This window comes from Pseudomonas sp. MYb541 (genome assembly GCF_037479595.1).
Classification (GTDB): Bacteria; Pseudomonadota; Gammaproteobacteria; order Pseudomonadales; family Pseudomonadaceae; genus Aquipseudomonas; species Aquipseudomonas canadensis.
The window spans coordinates 118,272-138,007 of record NZ_JBBGYS010000008.1 but is presented as its reverse complement, the minus strand read 5'-3'; the positions used below and the strand labels follow the sequence as shown (position 1 = coordinate 138,007).

General features: G+C 61.9%; 25 protein-coding genes. 17 read left to right on the top strand and 8 right to left on the bottom strand.

The genetic code is table 11. From position 1 onward, the window contains the following. Positions 1-38: 38 nt before the first annotated feature. Genes WH299_RS07460 through WH299_RS07450 form a run of 3 tightly spaced genes read right to left on the bottom strand, consistent with a single transcriptional unit; the run spans position 39 to position 1,077 of the window. The gene (locus WH299_RS07460) at positions 39-380 is read right to left on the bottom strand and encodes a hypothetical protein (RefSeq protein WP_122725192.1); all 342 of its coding nucleotides are present in this window, start codon (positions 378-380) and stop codon (positions 39-41) included. Beyond that, complete coding sequence (locus WH299_RS07455) at positions 377-760, bottom strand: phage holin family protein (protein ID WP_012723020.1); 384 nt, start codon at positions 758-760, stop codon at positions 377-379. Before WH299_RS07455 ends, WH299_RS07460 begins: the two co-directional genes overlap by 4 nt. A gap of 2 nt (positions 761-762) precedes the next feature. After that, the gene (locus WH299_RS07450) at positions 763-1,077 is read right to left on the bottom strand and encodes a DUF883 family protein (protein WP_123476953.1); all 315 of its coding nucleotides are present in this window, start codon (positions 1,075-1,077) and stop codon (positions 763-765) included. Positions 1,078-1,418: 341 nt separating this feature from the next. On the opposite strand from WH299_RS07450, the gene WH299_RS07445 reads away from it, so the two are divergent. After that, complete coding sequence (locus WH299_RS07445) at positions 1,419-2,627, top strand: ammonium transporter (protein ID WP_339549954.1); 1,209 nt, start codon at positions 1,419-1,421, stop codon at positions 2,625-2,627. Here the strand turns inward: WH299_RS07445 and WH299_RS07440 are convergent. After that, positions 2,614-4,338 (bottom strand): cation:proton antiporter, encoded by a 1,725-nt coding sequence (locus WH299_RS07440; RefSeq protein ID WP_339549953.1) that lies wholly within the window; start codon positions 4,336-4,338, stop codon positions 2,614-2,616. The two genes, WH299_RS07445 and WH299_RS07440, sit on opposite strands and share 14 nt — an antisense overlap. A 146-nt stretch (positions 4,339-4,484) precedes the next feature. Here WH299_RS07440 and WH299_RS07435 point away from each other — a divergent pair, with 146 nt between their 5' ends. The 3 genes from WH299_RS07435 to WH299_RS07425 all read left to right on the top strand — a co-directional run bounded on the left by WH299_RS07435 (position 4,485) and on the right by WH299_RS07425 (position 6,094). After that, a complete protein-coding gene (locus tag WH299_RS07435; protein ID WP_122725196.1) occupies positions 4,485-4,721 on the top strand; it encodes a glutaredoxin family protein in 237 nt (78 codons plus the stop codon). Between the two features lie 73 nt (positions 4,722-4,794). Next, positions 4,795-5,130, top strand: a complete 336-nt coding sequence (locus WH299_RS07430; RefSeq protein WP_028615675.1) for a hypothetical protein — start codon at positions 4,795-4,797, stop codon at positions 5,128-5,130. Between the two features lie 73 nt (positions 5,131-5,203). Then, positions 5,204-6,094: a pseudouridine synthase gene (locus WH299_RS07425; protein ID WP_122725501.1), complete on the top strand. Its 891-nt coding sequence runs from the start codon at positions 5,204-5,206 to the stop codon at positions 6,092-6,094. A 55-nt stretch (positions 6,095-6,149) separates the two neighbouring features. On the opposite strand, the gene WH299_RS07420 is transcribed toward WH299_RS07425, so the two are convergent. Beyond that, on the bottom strand, positions 6,150-6,371 hold the full coding sequence (locus WH299_RS07420; RefSeq protein WP_010211805.1) for a YgdI/YgdR family lipoprotein: 222 nt from the start codon (positions 6,369-6,371) through the stop codon (positions 6,150-6,152). Between the two features lie 79 nt (positions 6,372-6,450). Continuing rightward, positions 6,451-7,053, bottom strand: a complete 603-nt coding sequence (gene mobA, locus WH299_RS07415) for a molybdenum cofactor guanylyltransferase MobA (protein ID WP_339549951.1) — start codon at positions 7,051-7,053, stop codon at positions 6,451-6,453. Between the two features lie 77 nt (positions 7,054-7,130). Here mobA and moaB point away from each other — a divergent pair, with 77 nt between their 5' ends. The 3 genes from moaB to WH299_RS07400 all read left to right on the top strand — a co-directional run bounded on the left by moaB (position 7,131) and on the right by WH299_RS07400 (position 10,239). Continuing rightward, entirely contained in the window at positions 7,131-7,670 is a 540-nt protein-coding gene (gene moaB, locus WH299_RS07410) for a molybdenum cofactor biosynthesis protein B (protein ID WP_099586781.1), read from the top strand. After that, the gene (locus tag WH299_RS07405) at positions 7,654-8,880 is read left to right on the top strand and encodes a molybdopterin molybdotransferase MoeA (RefSeq protein WP_126571039.1); all 1,227 of its coding nucleotides are present in this window, start codon (positions 7,654-7,656) and stop codon (positions 8,878-8,880) included. Before moaB ends, WH299_RS07405 begins: the two co-directional genes overlap by 17 nt. A 102-nt stretch (positions 8,881-8,982) precedes the next feature. Continuing rightward, positions 8,983-10,239 (top strand): hypothetical protein, encoded by a 1,257-nt coding sequence (locus tag WH299_RS07400; protein WP_339549949.1) that lies wholly within the window; start codon positions 8,983-8,985, stop codon positions 10,237-10,239. A gap of 1 nt (position 10,240) precedes the next feature. On the opposite strand, the gene WH299_RS07395 is transcribed toward WH299_RS07400, so the two are convergent. Together WH299_RS07395 and fliK are read right to left on the bottom strand one after the other, a co-directional pair. Continuing rightward, a complete protein-coding gene (locus WH299_RS07395) occupies positions 10,241-10,570 on the bottom strand; it encodes an EscU/YscU/HrcU family type III secretion system export apparatus switch protein (protein WP_122725205.1) in 330 nt (109 codons plus the stop codon). Continuing rightward, complete coding sequence (gene fliK / locus WH299_RS07390; RefSeq protein ID WP_339549959.1) at positions 10,567-12,144, bottom strand: flagellar hook-length control protein FliK; 1,578 nt, start codon at positions 12,142-12,144, stop codon at positions 10,567-10,569. Before fliK ends, WH299_RS07395 begins: the two co-directional genes overlap by 4 nt. 200 nt (positions 12,145-12,344) lie before the next feature. On the opposite strand from fliK, the gene ccmA reads away from it, so the two are divergent. The 10 genes from ccmA (at position 12,345) to WH299_RS07340 (ending at position 19,694) form a co-directional block, all read left to right on the top strand. Beyond that, complete coding sequence (ccmA, locus tag WH299_RS07385; RefSeq protein ID WP_122686721.1) at positions 12,345-12,980, top strand: cytochrome c biogenesis heme-transporting ATPase CcmA; 636 nt, start codon at positions 12,345-12,347, stop codon at positions 12,978-12,980. Next, on the top strand, positions 12,977-13,645 hold the full coding sequence (gene ccmB, locus WH299_RS07380; RefSeq protein ID WP_003189951.1) for a heme exporter protein CcmB: 669 nt from the start codon (positions 12,977-12,979) through the stop codon (positions 13,643-13,645). Before ccmA ends, ccmB begins: the two co-directional genes overlap by 4 nt. Before the next feature lie 83 nt (positions 13,646-13,728). Continuing rightward, positions 13,729-14,484, top strand: a complete 756-nt coding sequence (locus WH299_RS07375; protein WP_028615683.1) for a heme ABC transporter permease — start codon at positions 13,729-13,731, stop codon at positions 14,482-14,484. Further along, entirely contained in the window at positions 14,481-14,657 is a 177-nt protein-coding gene (gene ccmD / locus WH299_RS07370; RefSeq protein WP_010211791.1) for a heme exporter protein CcmD, read from the top strand. Before WH299_RS07375 ends, ccmD begins: the two co-directional genes overlap by 4 nt. Beyond that, positions 14,654-15,109, top strand: a complete 456-nt coding sequence (gene ccmE / locus WH299_RS07365) for a cytochrome c maturation protein CcmE (protein ID WP_028615684.1) — start codon at positions 14,654-14,656, stop codon at positions 15,107-15,109. The genes ccmD and ccmE overlap by 4 nt, the downstream gene beginning before the upstream one ends. A gap of 3 nt (positions 15,110-15,112) precedes the next feature. Continuing rightward, positions 15,113-17,101, top strand: coding sequence for a heme lyase CcmF/NrfE family subunit (locus tag WH299_RS07360; protein WP_122725215.1), 1,989 nt, complete (start codon positions 15,113-15,115; stop codon positions 17,099-17,101). Next, entirely contained in the window at positions 17,098-17,634 is a 537-nt protein-coding gene (locus WH299_RS07355; protein ID WP_028615686.1) for a DsbE family thiol:disulfide interchange protein, read from the top strand. Before WH299_RS07360 ends, WH299_RS07355 begins: the two co-directional genes overlap by 4 nt. After that, positions 17,631-18,104, top strand: coding sequence for a cytochrome c-type biogenesis protein (locus WH299_RS07350; protein WP_339549947.1), 474 nt, complete (start codon positions 17,631-17,633; stop codon positions 18,102-18,104). Before WH299_RS07355 ends, WH299_RS07350 begins: the two co-directional genes overlap by 4 nt. After that, positions 18,097-19,284: a c-type cytochrome biogenesis protein CcmI gene (ccmI, locus tag WH299_RS07345; protein ID WP_339549946.1), complete on the top strand. Its 1,188-nt coding sequence runs from the start codon at positions 18,097-18,099 to the stop codon at positions 19,282-19,284. The genes WH299_RS07350 and ccmI overlap by 8 nt, the downstream gene beginning before the upstream one ends. Positions 19,285-19,298: 14 nt before the next feature. Next, the gene (locus tag WH299_RS07340; RefSeq protein ID WP_122725218.1) at positions 19,299-19,694 is read left to right on the top strand and encodes a hypothetical protein; all 396 of its coding nucleotides are present in this window, start codon (positions 19,299-19,301) and stop codon (positions 19,692-19,694) included. The last annotated feature ends 42 nt before the right edge of the window (positions 19,695-19,736 follow it).

The window sequence follows — 19,736 nt, the reverse complement described above, 5'->3', positions numbered from 1 at the left end:
CGGGCCGATTCTGTTAGCAAGAATGCAGCCAGCCAGGCTCAACTTTTACGCGAAGAGCCCTGCATGGCCAGTTTGATCAGTGGGATCAAGCCGGCGCCGAGGCGCACCAGGCGCGTCAGGCTGCTGATGCCGCCGCCCTTGGCGCCTTTGCCGGTAAAGAAACCCATCAGCGTCACCGCGGCCACGCCCCACAGCGGCGCGTGCTTGATGCCCAGGCTGTCCTGCCAGTTGCTCCCCAGGTTGCGCACCTTGTTCAGGGGCAGCATCAGTTGCTGGGACTCGTGGCGGATCTCCTGACGGTGCATTTCCATGCGCAGGCGGATCAACGCCTTGCGCATTTCCCGGCGGGAAGTGGTTTTCGGGATTTCAGTGATGCTCATGGCAGCAGGCGCTCCCGGTCATTGGCCAGCTCTTCGAGGGTGGCGTGGAACGGCGTGGATTCATCGAACACCGCCGCCTTCAAGCGCACCCCGCAGAACGCGGCGGCCAAGCTGTAGAACACGCAGAGGCAGATGATCCCGGTCAGTCGGTAGCCGGTGTCCCACACCAGGATCATCACCAGGGTCGACAGCCCCACCAGCAACAACAGCGCAAACACTAGCGCCAGGCCGGCAAACAGCAACAGGCTGACGGTGCGGGCTTTCTGTTCCTGCAATTCAATGCCAAACAATTCGACGTGGCTATGCAGCAAGCCCAGCACGGCCGCGCCCAGACGTCTTGATGTGGTGCCCGTGGACGAGCCCGTTTCGCCGATAGACATGATTAGCGCCTTGTGGCCAGCAGGCCGATCAGAAAGCCCACGCCGGCAGCAATGCCCACCGACTGCCAAGGGTTGGCCTGCACATAATCTTCGGTCGCAGTGACCGCCGCCTGACCGCGTTCGCGCAGGGAATCTTCGGTCAGTTGCAGGGTTTCGCGAGCCTTGAGCAGGCTTTCGTGGATCTTGCTGCGCAGCTCGTCAGCCTGGTCACCCGCCAGCACCTTGGTGTCATCCAGCAACCTTTCGGTGTCGCTGACCAGGGTTTGAAAATCCGCCATCAGTATTTCTTGAGCAGTCTTTGCAGTTCTTCTGGCCATGGTTATCTCCGTGATTGGCTGATCTGTAGGTTTCGAGTCACCGGCTTCGGTGAAGGTTCAGTGCAATTGTGTGGTACAGCTTTTGCTTTGCCTTGGTGCGCAGGCCCGAAGGCTCGCGCTGAATCTGGGCGGTCAGGCAGGAAGCCTTGAAAAACCTTACCCTAAATAACTGAAATTCGCGGAAAAACCCTGTCGGCAACGGCCTGTTGTGTTGATCGCTGCGCTAAAGCGGTTCACGCCCTCTAAAGAGGGGTGGGACCGACGGTGCCAATTTAGTGCGCGCAATTGAGGCTTGAACCGCTTTGGTGCTTTTTGCCTTTATCGCAGGCCTGCCAATCTCCATGGAAAATGTGCAAAGTGCAGTGGACACCCTCGTCCATAGTTCCAATACCCTGTTTATCCTGATCGGCGCGGTCATGGTCCTGGCCATGCACGCCGGCTTCGCGTTCCTCGAAGTCGGTACGGTGCGCCAGAAGAACCAGGTCAACGCCTTGTCGAAGATCCTCAGCGACTTCGCCATCTCCACCCTGGCCTATTTCTTTATAGGCTATTGGATCTCTTATGGCGTGAGCTTCATGCAACCGGCGGCGGAGATCAGCGCTGATCACGGCTATGGCCTGGTGAAGTTTTTCTTCCTGCTGACCTTTGCGGCGGCGATCCCGGCGATCATTTCCGGGGGCATTGCCGAGCGTGCAAGGTTTGCTCCACAGCTCTGCGCGACCGCGTTGATCGTGGCGTTTATCTATCCGTTTTTCGAAGGCATGGTGTGGAACGGCAATTTCGGTCTGCAGGCCTGGTTGCTCGCGACCTTTGGCGCCAGCTTCCATGATTTCGCGGGTTCCGTGGTGGTGCACGCCATGGGGGGGTGGCTGGCGTTGGCGGCGGTGTTGCTGCTGGGGCCGCGCAACGGGCGTTATCGAGAAGGGCGCCTGGTGGCGTTTGCACCTTCGAGCATTCCATTCCTGGCGTTGGGGTCGTGGATCCTGATCGTCGGCTGGTTCGGCTTCAACGTGATGAGCGCGCAGACGTTGAACGGCGTCAGCGGCCTGGTCGCCGTCAACTCGCTGATGGCCATGGTCGGAGGTACGGTTGCGGCCCTGATCATCGGCCGCAACGACCCAGGCTTCCTGCACAACGGCCCGTTGGCCGGGTTGGTGGCGATTTGCGCCGGCTCCGACCTGATGCACCCGGTAGGCGCGCTGGTCACCGGGGCCGTCGCGGGTGGCCTGTTTGTGTGGTTCTTCATCGCCGCCCAGGATCGCTGGAAGATCGACGATGTACTCGGTGTGTGGCCGTTGCACGGCTTGTGTGGCGTGTGGGGCGGCATTGCCTGCGGTATTTTCGGCCAGACCGCCCTGGGTGGCCTGGGCGGCGTGAGCCTGATCAGCCAGTTGATCGGCACGGCCCTTGGCGTGCTGGTGGCGCTGGTCGGCGGCCTGGTGGTGTATGGCGTGATCAAGCGTGTATACGGGCTGCGCTTGAGCCAGGAAGAGGAGTATTACGGCGCGGACCTGTCGATCCACAAGATCGGCGCGGTCAGTCAGGATTGATCGGCTCGTCTGCCTGCCGATAAAAACCGTGCAGCAGGCGATAGCGGTTCTGCCGCACTTCATCCACCCGCGCCTGGACCTGTTGGTCCGGCAGGCCCAGCAGGATCAGGGCGTGAGAGGCGAGCATCAGGCTCGACTCCAGCAACTCGGGCACTACTTCACTGGCGCCCGCGGCTTTCAGTTCAGCTAACTGGCTGTCATCGCGGGTGCGCACCAGGATCGGCACGTCGGCGTTGATCCGACGCGCTTCCTTCAACACCACCAGCGCAACATCGGTGTTGTCCACCGCAATTACCACCAATCGCGCACGTTCCAGGCCTACTGCGCTGAGCAATGCGCCACGCCGACAATCGCCGTAATGCACGCTGCTGTCTTCGGTGGCGGCTTCCTGCACGCGTTCCGGGTCGTCGTCCAACGCGATGAACGCCTGTTGCTCTTTGCGCAGAAAACGTCCGATGGATTGGCCGACGCGTCCATAGCCACAAATCACCGCGTGCCCGCGCAACTCTGCGTTGAGCGCGGTGATTTCTTCCAACTGCACCTGCTGGTTGGGCTTGCGATGCAGGCGCAGGGCGATGCCGGGTGCGGCGCGCAACAGCAGCGGTGTGAGCAACATCGAGCAAAAGGTGGCCGCGAGCAGCAAGCCGTTGAATTCGTCAGGTATCAACCGGCTCTGCTGCATCTGTGCCATCAACGCAAAGCAGAACTCACCGCCCTGGGCCAGGGCCAGGCCGCTGCGCCAGGCGGTTTCACTGTCGCTGCCGCGCAACTTGACCAGCACGGCGACCACACAACCTTTGACCAGCATCAGCGTAAGCGTCAGCCCGAGGATCAGCAGGCTATGGCTGACAAACAATTGCAGGTCGATCAGCATGCCGATGCTGACAAAAAACAACCCCAGCAGGATGTCGCGAAACGGCCGGATATCCGCCTCGATCTGGTGGCGGTAGTGGCTTTCGCCCAGCAGCATGCCGGCCAGGAAAGCCCCCAGAGCCGGGGAGAGCCCTAGCAGGTGAGTGAGCCAGGCGGTCAACAACACAATCACCAGTGCCAGCAGCACGAACAGCTCCGCTGAATGGGAGGCGGCCACTTCATGAAACAGGCGCGGCAACAACCAGCGACTGGCCAATAGCAGGCCGACAAACAGCACCACGGTCTTGCCCAGTGTCAGGGGCAGCGCCCAATACCAGGCTTGCTCGCCAGTGCCAGCGAACACCGGCACCAGGGTCAGCAGCAATACGGCCACCACATCCTGGAACAGCAACACGCCAATCGCGTTCTGGCCATGGCTACTGAAGATTTCCCCGAGGCTGGTCAGCTCCTTGCTGACGATGGCTGTGGACGACAGTGCCAGTCCTGCACCCAGCAATAAGGCGATCCCCGGCGCCACCCCCAGGACCATCAACAAAAGTCCCAACAGCACGCCACAGCCCAGCACCTGCAAGCTGCCCAGGCCGAACACCACACGGCGCAAGGCAAGCATCTTGGTCAGGGAAAACTCCAGGCCCAGGGAAAACAGCAGGAACACCACGCCCAGTTCGGCCAGGTCGGGCAGTTCTTCGCTGTCATTCACCCAATCCAATGCAGTGGGCCCCACGGCCAGGCCGACGCACAGGTAGCCCAGCACGGGTGGCAATTGCAGGCGACGAAACAGCGCAATCACCACCAGGGATGAGGCCAGGATAATCAGCAGGTTGGCAAACACACGCATCTCCGTTGCAGGGGGGCAGGCAAAAAGCCGCGAGAATCGCTGAAACAGTTATAGGCCATGGTGACCTGGGTCAGGGTTTATAGAGTGGGCTTCGGCGGTCACCGGGCTTAGAATGTGTGCCTGTTTTCTGATCAGGTCCATTCGTCATGCTTCCTGAATGCCAGTTGTTCGGCACCCTGGGTTGCCACCTGTGTGAGTTTGCCGAAGCCGAAATCATGCCACTCGTCGAACACGGGTTGCTGGTGGAATTGGTGGACATCACCGATCCCGAGGACCTGACCGAAGCCTACGGCCTGCGGATTCCGGTACTTCGCCGAATAGACACCGGGGCGGAACTGGATTGGCCATTCGACACACAACAGGTTGTTGCCTTCCTTCGTTAGGTTTATGCGATGGCAGGTTTCCAAATATTAAGTTACTGTATGTTTGTACAGCGATTGAATTGAGGGAACGCCCGTGGTGAATGTCGAACAACTGAAAAGCAGCGTCAATCGCATGTCCGCCAACGTCGTGCGCGACGCGGTGAACGAGCTGCGCCTCGATGGCTTGGTCACGGAAGGCAAGACGCCGTTTAACAAAGTGCATTTCAATACCTGCTTTGCCGAGATCGAGGCGCTGTTCCAGCGCGCCGGTTACCACAAGCAGTTGGATGTGGTGGGTTACCAGGGCTTGTTGTACGCGTTGTACGATCCGGGCCGCTGGGAAGCGGTTGACGTGTTGCGTTGGCTCAAGGAATTCACCGAGGCCGCCAGTGCCTCGAAGATTCTGCGGGCAGAGTTGGCCAAGGCCTGAGATCCGCCCTAGGCTCAATCCCGCGCAATGCGGGATAATGCCCGCCTGTTAGGTCAAAGGCTTTGAGCATTTCATGTCCACCTCCGGTTTTTCCGCGTCCCAGCACCAAGCCAGCACCCTGTATCTGCCGCCCGGCCCTTGGGCGACAGTGCTGGATTGTCTGTGCGAGCACTTCCCGGCGATCAGCCGCGAACACTGGCTGGACCGCATCGCCCGGGGGCGGGTGCTGGATATCAACGGCAACCCGATCAGGTTGGACCTGGGCTACAAGGAAGGCCTGTGCATTTATTACTTCCGCGAAGTGCCGAATGAGACAGTCATCCCGGTGCAGGAAACCATTCTGTATGCCGACGAGCATCTGGTGGTCGCTGATAAACCACACTTCCTGCCGGTGACTCCGGCAGGTGAGTACGTCGAGCAAACCCTGCTGCGCCGCCTGATTCGTCGGCTGGATAATCCCTCACTGGTGCCCTTGCACCGCATCGACCGGCACACGGCGGGGCTGGTACTGTTTTCTGTCAATCCGGCCAGTCGTTCCGCGTATCAGCAACTGTTTCCCACGCGCCAGATCGATAAATTCTACGAAGCCATCGCCCCAGCGTTGCCTGACCTGACCTTTCCCAGGGTGCATAAAAGCCGACTGGTCGATGGCGAGCCGTTCTTTCGCATGCAGGAAGGGCCTGGCACCGCCAACACCGAAACGGCGGTAGAGGTGCGCGAGAAAAACGGCGATCTGTGGCGCTACGGCCTGTTCCCGGTAACCGGCAAGAAGCACCAGTTGCGTGTGCACATGAGTGCCCTCGGCGCGAGTATTTGCAACGACCCGTTCTACCCCGACGTGATCAAGGACGCGGTAGACGACTACGCCAACCCCCTCAAACTGCTCGCCCAGGGGGTGCGGTTCATCGACCCGGTCACGGGCGAAGAACGCAGTTTCCGCAGCCAGATCACCCTCGACTGGTAACCGCCAGAAACGACAAGGCCCGCGCGAGGCGGGCCTTGTTGGCAAACGCTAAGATTTACAGGTCTTTAACGGTGCGAACCTGATCTTTGTTGATGCGGGTGCGCTTGCCGTCAAGTTGTTCGAATTCGTAGAAACCCGAATCTTCGTTGTATTTCGGGGTGTCGACGGCCTGGATTTCGCGACCGTCATTCAGGGTGATCACTGTTGGCGAAGCGCAACCGGCGAGGGTGGCGAGGCCCAGTGCAAGCATGAGAGCGGCGATGGTCCGTTGAGTCATGAGTTTGTCTCCGAGAGAATACTTTTTAATTGCTGACCTTGTGACGCGCGGGGCGTCGACAAAGTTCCTTGTGCGAGGTTCATTCTGACACGCCCGACGGCGTCTGTAACAGCGCCGGCGTATTAAGGTTGGCCAGGCGCGGGTCATCTGCCGGGCACTCCAGGCCTACGCCGCCGAGTTGCAGCAAGAGCTTGCGCGGGCTGCGCTCGCCGGCGTGCCAGGCCCTGTCCACCGCATCGCGCAGGCCGGTGGGGACGATGCAGATCAACGGTTCCCAGAACGCCCCATGGCGCACCATCACCGGCAGCAGCGGGTTGCGTTGCGCGGTCTCACGCAGCGCCTGGATCAGCCCAGCGTCGATATGCGGCACATCGCACGGCAAAATCAGCAGGTGCGCATGACGTGCGGCGGCGAGTCCCGCACGGATGCCGGCGAGCGGGCCGGGAAAGTCCGGGCTGTCGTCATTCACCAACTGGTCGGCATAGACGGCATAGTGCTGCGGGTTGCGGTTGCACGAGATGATCAGGTCATCCGTGAGCGGCCGCACCAGGCCCTGTAAATGTGCAATCAACGGCTGGCCGCGCCATTCCAGCAGGCCTTTGTCCTGGCCGCCCATACGCTGGCCGCGCCCACCGGACAGCAGCAAAACCGAACAGGGCAGTGGGGACGAATCGATAGGCATGGCAGTTCCGCAGCGGCAGCAAAAGGGGGGGGCTGTGATATAACATCGGGCTGTTCCTTCGACAACCGGACCGTGCCATGAAAGCCAAGGCAGATGCGCCCTTCGTACCCCTGAATATCGCGGTATTGACCGTCAGCGACACCCGCAACCTCGAAACCGATACCTCCGGCCAGGTCTTCGTTGACCGACTGACAGCCGCCGGCCATAACCTGGCCGAGCGCGTGCTGCTCAAGGATGACCTCTACAAAATTCGCGCCCAGGTCGCCCACTGGATCGCCGAAGATGTGGTGCAAGTCGTGCTGATCACCGGCGGCACCGGCTTCACCGGCCGTGACAGCACCCCCGAGGCGGTGAGCTGCCTGCTGGATAAGCAGGTCGACGGCTTTGGCGAACTGTTCCGCCAGATTTCCGTGGCCGACATCGGCACGTCCACTGTGCAGTCCCGCGCCCTGGCCGGTCTGGCCAATGGCACCCTGGTGTGCTGCCTGCCGGGCTCTACCAATGCGGTGCGTACCGGCTGGGACGGCATCCTCGCCGAGCAACTGGACAACCGTCACCGCCCATGCAACTTCGTCCCGCACCTGAAACAGGCCGAACCCTGTGAATCCCGTGGGTAAGCCCGGCAAGACTGGCGCGCTGCTGCCGGTAGAGGACGCTTTGGCCCAACTGCTGGCCATGGCCGAAGCCGCGCCGATCCGTGAGCAGGACGCCCTGCTGCTGGCGGAGTGCGACGGCCGTGTACTGGCGCAAGACTTGATCTCAACCCTCGACCTGCCGCCGTGGCCAAACAGCGCCATGGACGGTTATGCCGTGCGCCTGGCGGATTGGACCGGCGAACCGCTGGTGGTCAGCCAACGCATTTTCGCAGGCCAGGCGCCACAACCCCTGGCCGCCGGCACCTGCGCCCGCATCTTCACCGGCGCCCCGGTACCGGAAGGGGCAGACTGCGTGGAAATGCAGGAGAACGCCGTGGTCCACGCCGATGAGCGCGTGAGCTTCACCGAGCCCCTGCACCTCGACCAGAACATCCGTCCCCAGGGCCAGGAAACTACCGTAGGCGAGTTGGTATTGTCGGCCGGCACGCGTCTGGGCCCGATTGAACTGGGACTGGCGGCGTCCCTCGGCCATGATCGCCTGGCGGTGATACGCCGCCCGCGCGTGGCGGTGTTGTCGACCGGCGATGAATTGATCGAACCCGGCTTACCGCTTGGGCCGGGGCAGATCTACAACAGTAACCGACGCGTGCTGTGCTCATGGCTTACGCGCATGGGGTGCGAAGTGATTGACGCTGGCATCCTGCCTGACGACCTGGAGCAAACCCGCGCGCGCCTGGGCGGTTTGGGCCGTGTCGACTTGATCCTGTCCACGGGCGGTGTGTCGGTGGGCGAGGCGGATTTCCTTGGGATCGCCCTGCGTGAAGAGGGTGAGCTGGCGTTGTGGAAACTCGCGATCAAACCCGGCAAGCCGCTGACCTTTGGCCACTTCCGTGGCGTGCCGGTGATCGGCCTGCCCGGCAACCCAGCCTCGACGCTGGTCACGTTCGCGCTGCTGGCACGCCCTTATCTGCTGCGCCGTCAAGGTGTGCAAGACGTCGAGCCGCTGCGCTTTGACGTGCCGGTAGGGTTCGAGTGGCCCAAGCCCGGCAACCGCCGCGAATACCTGCGTGGGCGTATCGAACAGGGCAAGGCGATCATCTACCGCAACCAGAGCTCCGGTGTGCTGCGCAGTGCGGCGTGGGCGGAAGGGTTTGTGGAGGTGTTGGAAGGCACGACGCTGGCTATCGGCGATCGGGTCAACTTCATTCCGTTGAGTGAGGTATTTGGCTGACACACAATTCACCGGTGGCGGGGGCACAGTCAAGATAAGTCCTATGAGCCATCCAGAACGGGCAGGTTAATTTTCTGAGTTTTGGTCACTGGAGGCCTGACGATGACTATCCAACCTGCTACTTCCGTTCCTGGCGTGGCGGCACCCGCTCACGCCGAACCCGGCTTGCCCACTGCAGCGTCGATCAATTCAAGCACTGCACGTGGGGTTTTGAATCAACTGATCGGCACGCCGCTTTCCGAGAATACTTATCGGGAGCGGCTTGCCTGCATGATCGCCGATCCGAGCATTACCTCCTGGCAGGCGCTGACGCGTGATCCTAGGCAGTTGCAACGATTGCAGGACAATGAACGGCTGCGGTGGGCCGACCCGGCTGCGGCTGACAAAACCTTGCCGACACTGGCGCAGGCCCTGGGCAAGAAGAATGTCTGGCTGCCCGAGGTGGACAGCCTCAATGCCAACATCCTGAAGAACCTGACCGCACAGGTGGCAGAAAAATACCTGACGCAATTCCAGTCCATTCTTCAAGATCCGGCACCTGCCTTGTCGCAGGATGTCTCGATAGTTCGGGGTGCGCCATCAGCGGGTAAAACCACCTTTCTCACCGGCCAGTTCGCGCTCAACACCGATATTGTCAAGAACATGATCCAAAACCGTATGCCCGGCACGAGCATGTTGCAGGTGCATGACCAGGGCGCGGCGTTGGTTCAGCAGTTCATGAGTCCCATGGAAAAGCGCCTGGGGCAGCCACTGACGCGGGATGCGTTGTACCTGTGGCCAAACGATTTCGACCAGAAAATCGCCGATATCGCACGCTTGAGCCAGGAACCCAAGTTGCATTTCCACGATATCCAGGTGGACCTCGCGACCTTGTGCTGTCGGATTCTCAAGCGCGGCACCGATGAGGCGGTGATGGACTTCAATGTCCTGAGCCAGTTTTTCAGTGCGGGTCTGGAGCATCGTGGCCCGAGTATCGAGTCGGTCAAGAACAGTCAGGACAGGCTTAAGGAGTATTCACTGTCGGCCTGGAACGGTCAGCGGAATGTGCTTGTTGCTCAACGCGCACCCGGTGCCAAGGATTTTGTGATCAAGGATCAAGCCCTATTCGATAAGGTCACTGCCCGCGATAGCCGTTCCATACAGGCAGAGGTAGAGAGTGTTCGCAATACCGTGGTTGACGCGCCGTTCATCGAGGCCTTCACCGCGCCACTTCCGCCTGCGCAGGCGAGTGCGTTTGGTGCGGCATTGCGGCGGTATGAGGGGCAGACGTTCGAGCAGGCGTTGAAACAGCACGCTCAGCGCAAGCCGGTTGCCACCTCGGTAGCGGCCCGCGTGTTGGCCGGTGTGGTGCCGGGCTGATTCAGTAGTCATCCCCGCGTTCGGTCACGTCGCGCTCTACCGGCGCGGCATCCGGGTCATACCCCACCGGAAACTTGCCCTTCAGCGTCCAGGCAAACGCAATGATCTCGGCAATCGTGCGGTACAGCTCTTCCGGGATACTGTCGCCCAGCTCCATCCGCGCCAGCAGCTTCACCAGCTCGGCGTTTTCATAGATCGGGACTTCATTTTCCCGCGCCAGCTTCAGGATGGCTTCGGCCAGGGCATCGTCGCCCTTGGCGGTCAGGGTCGGTGCCTGCTGGCCGTCGTACTTGAGGGCAATCGCCTGGCGCGGTGGGTTGGCGTTTTTCATGCGGTTTCATCCACCCAGCGTTGCTCCAGTCCGGTCTTCGGCCCGCGCGGCGGGGTGCCGAGGTGGCAATCGAGGTCGCCGACATTGATGCCCGATGTCACCAGGCGCTCGCGCAAGCTGCCCAAGTGACTCTCGATCAAACTGGCGGTGAACGGCCGCGAGGCCCATAGCTGGCTGGACAGTTTGCCCTGGCTTAATTGCGCCTGCACCTGCAGCGGCCCCAGCGGCTCCATGTCGAAAGCCAGTTCGACGCGCCAGAGCATCTGCTTGGCGTCCTTTTTCTCTTTGCGCTCAGGCTGATCCTTGTCCGGCGCCGGCTCTTCGCGCTGGAACTTGACCTGCAACGGCACGATGTCTTGCAACGTGCGCATGGGGATCTCCAACTGCCAGGTGGTTTGCAGGCGGCCATCGGCGGTGGTGCCGGTCTGTTCCAGGCTCGACAGCTGATGGCTCTGCAACCGCGAGATGGCACCAGCGGCCAGGCGCAGCAGGTTTTCCAGGTCGCCTTCGCCTTCCAGTTTCGCCATCAGCCGCTCGGGCAGCGGGAAGCCTGCGGGTATCTGTCGGGCGCTGACCTGGCCGAGGGTGTTCAAAGGGCTGCGCACGAAGTTGGGCAGCACTTGGGCCAGGGTGTTGGCGGCGAGGATGGCATTGATGTTGGTGCTGGCGGGCAGGGCCGGCAGCAAGTCGGCGACCAGGCGTAGCAAGGCGCCTTTCATGTCCAGCGGTGGGATTTGCGGGTTTTGCCCGGCGAGCAGCTTGGCTTCCAGAAACGCACCACTGTTCTGGATGACTTGCGCCAGTACCTTGGGATTGCTGACCTGCGCCAGGTCGGGCAGGGCAGCGAGTAAACGCTCGGCGGCGCCGCGCAGCTCGGCGGAAGTGCTGTCGCCGCGTGGCAGGTTCTGCAGCGCAGTGAAGACGGCATCCAGCGAGCCCTGGCGACTTTGCTGGGTCGACAGTTGTTGGGTGACTGCCAGTTGATCCTTGAGTCCGCTCAACGGCACAAAGCTTAAAGTCTGCGCGTTCTGTACCACGGCACTGAGCAGACTGCCGACGCGCAACGGCTGCGGGCTTTCCACGGTCAGGGTCGCGCCGGTCAGTGCGCTGTTGAGCACGGTCACCAGCGAGCGATAGATCGCCGGTTGCGCCGTGCCCTGGGGCAACATCTGGGTGGTCAGCACCTTAGCCTGAAGCAGCGAGCCCACCGGCATCTGGTTCGTGTCGATGCGGGTGAGGGCGGCGACATTGGCGCTCAAGGCCTGTTGCAGGCTGAGGGTCAGGTTGCCGGTGGGCGTCTGGCTCACCGCCACATTGCTGCCCAACGGCAGCGGCTGTGGGCTGCTGGCCTGCACCAGCGTCTGACGGCCGCCTTCAAGGGTCAACTTGAGCAGCAACTGAAAGGCTTCACCGCCTTGTTTCAGGGCGATGACTTCGGCGTTCGCGGTTTTCCCAGGGTCGATCAGGCCGATCTGCGGCTCCAGCAGTTTCAGCAACTCGCCGGCCGCAGGCGCAAGGCCGGGCCCGGCTGCCGGGGCGGGTGGAAGCGTAGGAAGGTTGATCTCACCGGTCATCGCGCGCATGGTCTCTGGGGAAATTGCCCTCTTTAGAGTAGGGCATCACATGTATAATGCCGCCCGTCTGCAAAGAGAGCGGTAAAAACCTCACAACTATTTGATCCAGCTCTCTAAAATCGGTCGCCAAAGCCGTTATTGTGCATTTCTCTTTAACGGCCGCTGCACCGCCGACTTGAACCGTAAAGGCCCGCGATCTTTTGACCAGCCCTCTTCTAGAAGCCGTAGCGCTCTCCTGTGAACGCGACCTGCGCCTGCTGTTCGAGCACCTCGAACTGCGGCTGGCGGGCGGCGACATGGTGCAGGTCAGCGGCCCCAACGGCAGCGGCAAGACCAGTTTGCTGCGCCTGTTGGCCGGGCTGATGCAGCCGACGGCAGGCGAAGTTCGGCTCAATGGCAAGCCCCTCCACGAACAACGTACCGAACTTGCGCGCAACTTGATCTGGATCGGCCACGCCGCCGGCATCAAGGACGTGCTCACCGCCGAAGAAAACCTCAGTTGGCTCAGCGCCCTGCATCATCGCGCGTCGCGCGACGCCATTTGGCAGGCTCTGGCCGCTGTCGGCCTCAAGGGTTTTGAAGACGTTCCCTGCCACACCTTGTCCGCCGGCCAGCAGCGCCGCGTGGCCCTGGCGCGTCTGTATCTGCCGGGCCCGCCGCTGTGGATTCTCGACGAACCGTTCACTGCCCTCGACAAACAAGGCGTGGCTCAGTTGGAAGAACACCTGGCCCAACATTGCGAGCGGGGCGGTCTGGTCGTTCTCACGACCCACCACACGTTGACGCGTATGCCCGCCGGCTACCGTGATCTTGACCTGGGGCGGTGGTCGGCATGAGTGTATTCGCCCTGTTAGTCGCTCGTGAAGCACGCTTGCTCTGCCGTCGCCCGGCTGAACTGGCCAACCCGCTGGTGTTCTTCGCGATTGTCATCGCGCTGTTCCCGTTGGCGGTCGGCCCCGAGACTAAACTGTTGCAAACCTTGTCCCCAGGACTGGTGTGGGTGGCTGCACTTTTATCGGTCCTGCTCTCGCTGGACGGGCTGTTTCGCAGTGATTTCGAAGACGGTTCCCTGGAACAGTGGGTCCTTTCGTCGCACCCTCTGCCACTTCTGGTACTGGCCAAGGTACTGGCACACTGGGCTTTTTCCGGCTTGGCGCTAGTCTTGCTCTCGCCGCTGCTGGCGATGATGCTGGGCTTGCCCGTCGAATGCCTGCCGGTGTTGCTCCTGTCCTTGTTGCTCGGTACGCCGGTGCTCAGCCTGTTGGGGGCGGTGGGCGCAGCGTTGACCGTGGGCTTGAAGCGGGGTGGCCTTTTACTTGCCCTGTTGATTCTGCCTTTGTATATCCCGGTGTTGATCCTGGGCAGCGGTGCTTTGCAGGCCGCGCTCATGGGCATGCCGGCGACCGGTTACCTCTTGTGGCTTGGTAGCCTGACCGCCCTGGCGGTAACCCTGACACCCTTTGCTATAGCGGCCGGCCTGAAGATCAGCGTCGGCGAATAATGAGGTCTGGTTAAGCGTTGTCTTAACCAGTAAAGACCCTAAGCTTTTCGCAACGACGAAAAGCTACCGTGATGGAAACAGCAATGAACTGGACCTGGTTTCACAAGCTCGGCTCGCCCAAATGGTTCTATGGCATCAGCGGCAAGCTGCTGCCGTGGTTGAGCGTCGCCGCCGTGTTGCTGATCGGCATCGGCCTGGTCTGGGGCCTGGCCTTCGCGCCGCCGGACTACCAGCAAGGCAACAGCTTTCGCATCATCTATATCCACGTTCCCGCCGCGATGCTGGCCCAGTCCTGCTACGTGATGCTGGCGGTGTGCGGCATCGTCGGCCTGGTGTGGAAGATGAAGCTCGCGGACGTGGCCCTGCAATGCGCCGCGCCCATCGGCGCCTGGATGACCGCAGTCGCGCTGGTCACCGGTGCGATCTGGGGCAAGCCCACCTGGGGCTCGTGGTGGGTGTGGGATGCGCGACTAACGTCCATGTTGATCCTGCTGTTCCTGTACTTCGGTCTGATTGCCCTGGGCAACGCGATCAGCAATCGTGACAGCGCCGCCAAGGCTTGTGCGGTGCTGGCGATTGTTGGGGTGATCAACATCCCGATCATCAAATACTCGGTGGAGTGGTGGAATACCCTGCACCAGGGCGCCACCTTCACCCTCACCGAAAAACCGGCGATGCCGGTAGAGATGTGGGCGCCGCTGCTATTGATGGTGCTGGGGTTCTACTGCTTCTTCGGCGCCGTGCTGCTGATGCGCATGCGCCTCGAAGTGCTCAAGCGTGAAGCCCGCGCCAGCTGGGTCAAGGCCGAAGTGCAAAACAGCCTGGGAGCGCGCGCATGAGTTTTGCTTCTTTCAGCGAGTTTCTCGCCATGGGCCATCACGGCCTGTATGTCTGGACGGCCTATGGCATCTGCCTGGCGGTGCTGGCCCTCAACGTCGCCGCGCCGATCCTGGCCCGCAAGCGTTACCTGCAACAAGAGGCGCGTCGTCTGCGCCGGGAGACCGATAAGTGAATCCGCTGCGTAGAAAGCGTCTGTTGATCATCCTTGCCATCCTGGCCGGCGTCGGCATTGCCGTGGCCCTGGCCTTGAGTGCCCTGCAGCAGAACATCAACCTGTTCTACACCCCGACCCAGATCGCCAATGGCGAAGCCCCTGTCGATACGCGGATCCGCGCCGGCGGCATGGTGGAGCAGGGCTCGCTGAAGCGTTCCGGTGATTCCCTCGACGTGACCTTCGTCGTCACCGACTTCAACAAAGCCGTGACCATCACCTATCGCGGCATCCTCCCGGACTTGTTCCGCGAAGGCCAAGGTATCGTCGCCCTGGGTAAGCTCAACGCCGACGGCGTGGTGGTGGCCGATGAAGTGCTGGCCAAGCACGATGAGAAATACATGCCGCCGGAAGTCACCAAGGCCCTGAAAGACAGCGGCCAATCCGCGCCAACGCCTGCCAAGGAGGGCTAAGCCATGACGTCCGCACTGTTTATTCCGGAGCTGGGCCAGTTGGCGATGATCCTCGCCCTGTGCTTTGCCGTCGTGCAGGCCGTGGTGCCGTTGCTCGGCGCCTGGCGCGGCGACCGCCTGTGGATGAGCCTGGCGCAACCGGCGGCCTGGGGCCAATTTGCGTTCCTGCTGTTCGCCTTTGGCTGCCTGACCTACGCCTTCATGACCGACGACTTTTCCGTCGCCTACGTCGCCAATAACTCCAATACCGCTTTGCCCTGGTACTACAAGTTCAGCGCCGTGTGGGGCGCCCACGAAGGTTCGCTGCTGCTGTGGGCGCTGATTCTCGGCGGCTGGACCTTTGCCGTGTCGGTGTTCTCGCGCCAACTGCCGCAAGTCATGCTGGCGCGGGTGCTGGCGGTGATGGGCATGATCAGCATCGGCTTCCTGCTGTTCCTGATCATGACGTCCAACCCGTTCAGCCGCATCCTGCCGCAGATTCCTACGGACGGGCATGACCTCAACCCGCTGCTGCAAGACATCGGCCTGATCGTGCACCCGCCGATGCTCTACATGGGTTACGTCGGCTTCTCGGTGGCCTTCGCCTTCGCCATCGCCGCCCTGCTCGGCGGGCGTCTCGATGCGGCCTGGGCGCGCTGGTCGCGGCCGTGGACCATCGTCGCCTGGGCGTTCCTCGGGATTGGTATCACGCTTGGCTCCTGGTGGGCTTATTACGAACTCGGCTGGGGCGGCTGGTGGTTCTGGGACCCGGTGGAAAACGCCTCCTTTATGCCATGGCTGGTGGGCACGGCGCTGATTCACTCGCTGGCCGTCACCGAAAAACGCGGCGTGTTCAAAAGCTGGACCGTGTTGCTGGCCATCGCGGCATTTTCCCTCAGTCTGCTTGGCACTTTCCTGGTGCGTTCGGGCGTGCTGACCTCCGTGCATGCGTTCGCCTCCGACCCTGAGCGCGGCGTGTTCATCCTGATCTTCCTGCTGTTCGTGGTCGGTGGCTCTCTGACGTTGTTTGCGTTGCGCGCGCCAGTGGTCAAGAGCCAGGTCGGTTTCAACCTGTGGTCGCGGGAAACCCTGTTGTTGGGCAATAACCTGGTGCTGGTAGTGGCTGCGTCGATGATCCTGCTCGGTACGCTGTACCCGTTGGTACTGGATGCCCTGAGCGGCGCCAAGCTGTCCGTGGGCCCGCCGTATTTCAACGCGTTGTTCATTCCATTGATGGGCTTGTTGATGGTGGTGATGGCCGTCGGCGTGCTGGTGCGCTGGAAAGACACCCCGGTGAAATGGCTGGCGGGCATGCTGATGCCGGTACTGCTCGGCAGCGTGGCCTTGGCGGTGATCGCCGGGATTGCCTACGGCGACTTCAACTGGGCCGTACTCGCGACCTTCCTGCTCGCCGCCTGGGTATTGCTGGCTGGCGTGCGCGACCTCTTCGACAAGACCCGCCACAAAGGCCTGATCAAAGGCCTGCCCAGCCTGACCCGCAGCTATTGGGGCATGCAGATCGCCCATATCGGCATCGCCGTGTGCGCCCTGGGCGTGGTGCTCTCCAGCCAGAACAGCGCCGAGCGCGACCTGCGCCTGGCACCCGGTGAGTCCATGGACCTGGCCGGTTACCACTTCATCTTCGAGGGTGCCAAGCACTTCGAAGGGCCGAATTTCACGTCGGACAAAGGCACCGTTCGTGTAGTGCGTAACGGCAAGGAAATCGCTGTGCTGCACCCGGAAAAACGCCTGTACACCGTGCAGAGTTCGATGATGACCGAAGCCGGCATCGACGCCGGTTTCACCCGCGACCTGTATGTGGCGTTGGGCGAACCCTTGGGCGACGGCGCCTGGGCCGTGCGCGTGCACGTCAAACCATTCGTGCGTTGGATCTGGTTCGGCGGCCTGCTCACCGGTTTCGGTGGTTTGCTGGCCGCGCTGGACCGGCGTTATCGGGTCAAGGTCAAGAGCCGGGTGCGTGAAGCGCTGGGCCTGCAAGGAGCGGCGGTATGAAACGTTGGTTAATGGTAGTGCCGCTGGCGATGTTTCTGCTGGTGGCCGTGTTCCTTTACCGCGGTCTGTACCTGGACCCGGCCGAGCTGCCTTCGGCGATGATCGGCAAACCGTTCCCAGCGTTTTCGCTGCCGACCGTGCAGGGCGACAAAACCCTGACCCAGGCCGACCTGCTGGGCAAACCGGCACTGGTCAACGTGTGGGGCACTTGGTGCATCTCCTGCCGCGTCGAACACCCGGTGCTGAATAAGCTCGCTGAGAAGGGCGTAGTGATCTACGGCATCAACTACAAGGACGACAATGCGGCGGCCTTGAAGTGGCTGGCCGAGTTCCACAACCCGTACCAGCTGGATATCCGCGATGAAGACGGCAACCTCGGCCTGAACCTCGGCGTCTATGGCGCCCCGGAAACCTTCTTCATCGATGCCAAAGGCGTGATCCGCGACAAGTACGTCGGCGTGATCGACGAGGTGGTGTGGCGCGAGCAACTGGCTGCCAAGTACCAGGCGCTGGTCGATGAGGCCAAGCCATGAAGCGTCTGTTAGCCGCTGCGGTGCTGGTGCTGGGGTTGGCCGGCGTCGCCCACGCCGCCATCGACACCTACGAATTCGCCAAGGACGGTGACCGCGAGCGCTTTCGCGAATTGACCAAGGAACTGCGCTGCCCCAAGTGCCAGAACCAAGACATCGCCGACTCCAACGCGCCCATCGCCGCCGACCTGCGCAAAGAGATTTTCCGCATGCTGGGGGAGGGCAAGAACAACCAGCAGATCATCGACTTCATGGTCGACCGCTACGGTGATTTCGTGCGCTACAAGCCGGCGCTCACCGGCAAGACCGCGCTGCTTTGGTTCGGCCCTGCCGGGCTGTTGTTGGCGGGCGTGGTGGTGATGGCGGTGATCGTGCGCCGCCGTCGCGCCGCGCCGACTGACGGTTCCGACGCGCTGTCCTTAGATGAGCGTAAACGCCTCGACCAATTGCTGGACACCAAGACTGATGATTGATTTCTGGCTCGCAGCCGGCTTGCTGCTTCTAATTGCCCTGAGTTTCCTGCTGATCCCTGTACTGCGCGGCCGTCGTGCCCAGCGTGAAGAGGATCGCACCGCGCTGAACGTTGCGCTCTACCAAGAACGTGTGGCCGAGTTGCAAGTGCAGCAGGACGAAGGCGTGCTCAACGCCGCTCAACTCGACACGGGCCGCGCCGAAGCCGCCCGCGAATTGCTGGCCGACACCGAAGGCGTGGAAAAACCGCGCGAATCGCGCCTGGGCAAGCCATTGCCATTTTTGGCGGCGTTTTTGGTGCCTGTCCTGGGCGTTGCGCTGTACCTGCATTACGGCGCCAGCGACAAGGTTGAACTGACCCGTGAATTCTCCCAACCGCCGGTGTCCATGGAAGACATGACCCAGCGCCTGGAACGCGCCGCCGCCGCCCAGCCGGACTCGGCGGAAGGCCTGTACTTCCTCGGTCGCGCCTACATGGCCCAGGACCGTTCCGCCGATGCGGCCAAGGTCTTCGAACGCACCGTGGCCCTTGCCGGGCGCCAGCCGGAGTTGCTCGGCCAATGGGCCCAGGCGCAATACTTTGCCGACAATAAACAGTGGTCGCCCAAGGTTCAGGCGCTGACCGATGAAGCGTTGAAGCTGGATCCGAAGGAAGTCACCAGCCTTGGTCTGCTCGGTATCGCGGCGTTTGAAGGCCAGCGTTATCAGGAAGCGATCGACTATTGGAACCGGCTGTTGGCGCAACTGCCACCGGAAGACAATTCCCGTGCAGCCCTGCAAGGTGGCATTGATCGCGCAGCTGAGAAGCTGAAAGAAAACGGCGGCACCGTCGCCCCTCAAAAAGCCGCGATGAAAGTTCGGGTGGATCTGAGCGCCGACGTGAAGGCCAAAGCCCTGCCCACTGACAGCGTATTCATCTTCGCCCGCGCGGTCTCCGGCCCACCGGCGCCATTGGCGGCAAAGCGCGTCACGGTTGGCGAACTGCCGATCACCGTCGAACTGGGTGATGCCGACGCGATGATGCCGCAGTTGAAACTGTCGAACTTCCCCGAAGTCCAACTGGTTGCGCGCATATCCCGGGCCGGTGTTCCGACCGCTGGCGAATGGATCGGCCGCAGCCAACCCTTGGCCAGCAGTACCACTGCCGTGCAGCAGTTGACCATCGACAGTCCGGACAAGTAATCGAGGAAACGCCTATGACCGCATTTGCACGCATCACCTTGCTCAGCCTGGTACTCGGCCTGAGCGCTTGTGCGGTCCACCGCCCACCTCCCGCGCCCACCGGCCCGACCATCCCACCGTCAGGCCCGTCGACCCAGCCGAGCACCAAGCCCTCGGGCCCGGTGACTCCAGCACCGAAACCCGTGCCGACCAAATCGCCGACCTTCGCCCCACCACCGGGCGCCGTGAGCCACTGGGACGGCAAGATGCAGGTGTATGTGCTGGACGAACAGCCCGACACCTTCTACCGCCAGCGCACGTATTACCGCTGGAGCAACGGTTGGAGCCGCTCGATCAGCCCGAACGGGCCGTGGGAAGAGACCGACGTGCAAGGCGTGCCGCCGGGACTGAGCAAGCAATACGCACAATGACAAAAGGCGACCTTCGGGTCGCCTTTTTCATGCCTATGTTGT